The following is a 3,479-nucleotide window of genomic DNA, read 5'->3' as shown; positions in this document are numbered from 1 at the left end:
TCGCCCGGGTGTTACCCCCCGGTTTGGGGTTTTGGGGGGGGGGCAAAACCACCGTGGGGGGCCCGGTCCCGCTCCCCCGGTTGGCCGGGGCCCACCACAGCGAAGCTCCGTTGTCGCACCCACGACCGGGGGCAAGGACCAGCACATCCCCCTGTCCCCGGCCGGCCGTACTCGATCGTCTGCGCGCTCGAGCCCGGCCGCAGCTCGTGGAGATCTGACGGACGAGCAATCGGCGGTACTGGAACCGTTGTTGCCGAGGGGCAAGAAGCCCGGCCGCCCGCACCGAAGCTTCGACCCAGAGGGCTACAAGGCACGGCACGCGGTCGAGTGCGGCATGAATCGCCTCGAGAGACATCGAGCCGTGGCCACCAGGTACGACAAACTTGCGGTCCGGCTACGAGGCTACCGTCCTCGTTGCCGCCATCAACGAGCGGTTGTGGCGTACTGGTCCGACGACAACTCGAACACGCGTACTCGCCGACCGCCGGTGGGATTGACGGTCTCACGGACGGGATGCATCCCCAGTTTGGTCATGATCCGTTCGGAGGCGTCGTTGCCCACTTGAGTGATGCTGACGATTCGCTCCAGCCCTCGCTCTTGGAACCCGAACCGCACAGCGGCCGCAGCAGCCTCGGTGGCCAGGCCCTGCCCCCAGTGGGAACGTCCCAGCCGCCAGCCGGCCTCGACCGCCGGCAGTACCTCCGGCAAGAAGTCGGGCACTGAAAGGCCGGTGAACCCGGCCAACTCGCCAGTGGACCGGATCTCCACGGCGAACAGGCCGAAGCCCTGTGACTCCCACTCCCTCTCCCATGCCTGGATCCCGTCGCGAGTCTGCTGTTCGTCACGGACGCTGCCGTCACGGATCCACCGCATGACCTCGGGGTCGGCATTGACGGCAGCCATGGGCGCAACGTCCTCCTCGCGCCAACGACGCAGGATCAAACGGGGAGTCTCAAGCGTGACCATCGAATCATTCTGGATCAGGAATGGGCTCTCCGCCATCCTCATCAGGCACTTCCGATACACGCCCCAGCTTGATCTTTTACCTGTGCGGCGGGGGCGTGGGGTAGCCGACTTCCTCGCTCGCTGTTTCGCTGGTTGCGTCTTGCGAGGTGTGTGTACGTCGTGACGTGGGGGTGGGCCGGGTGTTCCTCGGCCGCGTAGAGGCCGCCGTGGCCGCGGCGGTGTTCGCCCACCAGTGACAGCTCGGCCGGCGACCTCACCGGCCCGTCGCCGCGCAGGACGGCATCGGCCGGCGCGAACAACGCGTCCGAACGAGCGGTGAGACAGGAGTGGAACTCGCCCCGGAAGCATGACAGTTCCGCCAACGGCTCCTGCCGGGCATCGTGATGCAGCAGACTCGTCCTTGCGGCCTTCGCGCCGGACGTGTGTGTTCCTTGCTCGGAGCACATGTTCAGACGAAGGCCGCTCTGACGTACGCCGGTTACGGGACCGAGTGATCAAGATCGACTCACCATTCGACGACGGACGTCAGAGATCAAACCAGGCGTTTTCGTTTGGAGCATGCCTTGCCGCAGGCCGGGACCGTGCGGGGGCGGGGATCATACGGGTGAGTTGGATTCCGGTCGCAGCATTAGAGTGGCCGCTATGAGCGATCGGTCCGGACCTCGAGCCGTGTCGCCGGCGCTGCTCGGCGTAGGTGGTGGCGACTGGCTGCGTGTCACCGCGGGCGAGTCGGGGGCCTGCGTTTTTCGCAGTGCGGATGCCACCCGGTATGCCAAGTGCGTACCCGCCGCGGATGCAGTCGACCTGAGCGCCGAGCGCGACCGGATCGCATGGCTGGGCGGTCAGTGCGTGCCAGGACCGCAGGTTCTTGACTGGTACTCCGGTGACGCCGGCGCCTGCTTGGTAACGAGTGCCGTCTCCGGAATACCTGCTGATCAGGTGCCTGCGGAGGACCTGCGTACCGCCTGGGAACACATCGCGGACGCGGTCCGTCGGCTGCACGAGGTGCCCGTGTCGGAGTGCCCATTCCGCCAGGGCCTGGACTCCATGGTCGCCATGGCACGTGACGTCGTGGCCCGTGATGCGGTGAACCCAGAGTTCCTTTCCGTCGAGCAGCAGCACACGCCCGCCGCGGAGCTGCTGGCCGGCCTCGCCCGGCAGGTCCCCCGGCGGCGGGTTCAGGAGCTCGCCGACACGGTTGTCTGCCACGGAGACCTGTGCCTGCCCAACATCGTCCTCGATCCGCGGACCCTGGACGTGTCGGGCTTCATCGACCTGGGCCGCCTGGGGCCTGCCGACCGTCACGCCGACTTGGCGCTGCTGCTCGCCAATGCGCGAGAGACCTGGGCGGACGAGGAACAGGCGCGGACCGCGGATGTGGCGTTCGCCAAGAGGTACGGCATGGCCCTTGACGACGAGCGTCTGCGCTTCTATCGCCATCTCGACCCGCTTACTTGGGGTTGAGGCCTGTCCCGTACTCCCTGGCGGACGCACGGCGACAGCTGCGGCACCTCGCCGCGTTGTCGGAGCCCCGAACACACCCGGTATCAGGACGCCCCTCCGGCTCGCAATGCACCACATCTGACGCCGCGCGCTGATCCACCAGGGACTACGGGACAGCCCTCAGCCGGTTCGTATGGATCACCGGGCGGACCAGAGGAAGGTGCCCGCGATGTGCAGTCCGGCCAGGTGGATGGTGGTGGTCTTCTCGTAGCGGGTGGCGATGCCGCGCCACTCGGTTCATGCATCGCTCGACGGTGTTGCGCTGCTCGTAGGTCCCGCGGTCGAGGGCCGATGGCCTGCCGTCCCGGCTACCCCGGCGGGTCGGTGACGTTGCTGGTCCGCCGGGACGGGGAGCACGGCACGGACACCGCTTGCGCAGGTGGTTGCGGATGGCGCGGGCGAACGGGCGGGAGGGAAGCTTGTGATTCCCCGGCTCGCCTCAGCGCCAGGGACTACGGTCGTGAGCATGATCGAACACGATGCCCTCAGTGTCACCCGCGAGGCCTACGACGCCGCTGCCCCCCTGTACGCGCAGCTGTTCCGCGACGAGCTGAGTGAAAGGCCTTTGGACCGCGCGATTTTGAGTGCCTTCGCCGAGGTCGTAAGTGCGAGTGGGGACGGTCGGGTCGCAGATCTGGGGTGTGGACCTGGCCATATCACCGCTTACCTGGATGAGCTGGGGCTGGCGGCGTTTGGCGTTGATGCCTCTCCGGCGATGATCGATTCAGCTCGACAGGCTTACCCGGGCCTGCGGTTCGACGTGGGATCGATGGCAGAGTTGAACATCGCTGACGGCGAGCTGGGAGGCGTACTTTCACGTTGGTCCATCATCCACACTCCGCCGCAAGAACTCCCCGTCATCCTGGCGGAGTTCCACCGTGTACTGGCACCTGGCGGGCACTTTCTGGTCGGCTTCTCGGCCAGCGATGATCCGTCTCACTCGACGCAGGTCTTCGATCACGCAGTCGCGCCGGCCTATCGGTGGTCGCCTGATCACCTTGCCGCGATGC

Annotated in this window: 3 protein-coding genes and 1 pseudogene; 2 read left to right on the top strand and 2 right to left on the bottom strand. The window is 66.9% G+C overall.

The window, feature by feature from the left end; translation table 11 throughout:
* Positions 1 to 423: 423 nt before the first annotated feature.
* Positions 424 to 966: a GNAT family N-acetyltransferase gene (locus ACFU6I_RS48200; protein WP_384380835.1), complete on the bottom strand. Its 543-nt coding sequence runs from the start codon at positions 964 to 966 to the stop codon at positions 424 to 426.
* A 188-nt stretch (positions 967 to 1,154) separates the two neighbouring features.
* Positions 1,155 to 1,412: pseudogene (locus ACFU6I_RS48195) on the bottom strand (hypothetical protein); the annotation flags it as partial.
* A 196-nt stretch (positions 1,413 to 1,608) separates the two neighbouring features.
* Between ACFU6I_RS48195 and ACFU6I_RS48190 the strand changes: the two are divergent.
* Positions 1,609 to 2,430 (top strand): APH(3'') family aminoglycoside O-phosphotransferase, encoded by an 822-nt coding sequence (locus ACFU6I_RS48190; RefSeq protein WP_384380832.1) that lies wholly within the window; start codon positions 1,609 to 1,611, stop codon positions 2,428 to 2,430.
* Positions 2,431 to 2,935: 505 nt separating this feature from the next.
* A partial coding sequence (locus ACFU6I_RS48185) for a class I SAM-dependent methyltransferase (RefSeq protein ID WP_384380829.1) occupies positions 2,936 to 3,479 on the top strand: 544 nt, incomplete at its 3' end.

Source organism: Streptomyces sp. NPDC057486 (assembly GCF_042802415.1).
Taxonomy (GTDB): domain Bacteria; phylum Actinomycetota; class Actinomycetes; order Streptomycetales; family Streptomycetaceae; genus Streptomyces; species Streptomyces yanii.
Note: the sequence above shows the minus strand (reverse complement) of the source record. Positions and strands in the feature narration are given on the sequence as shown.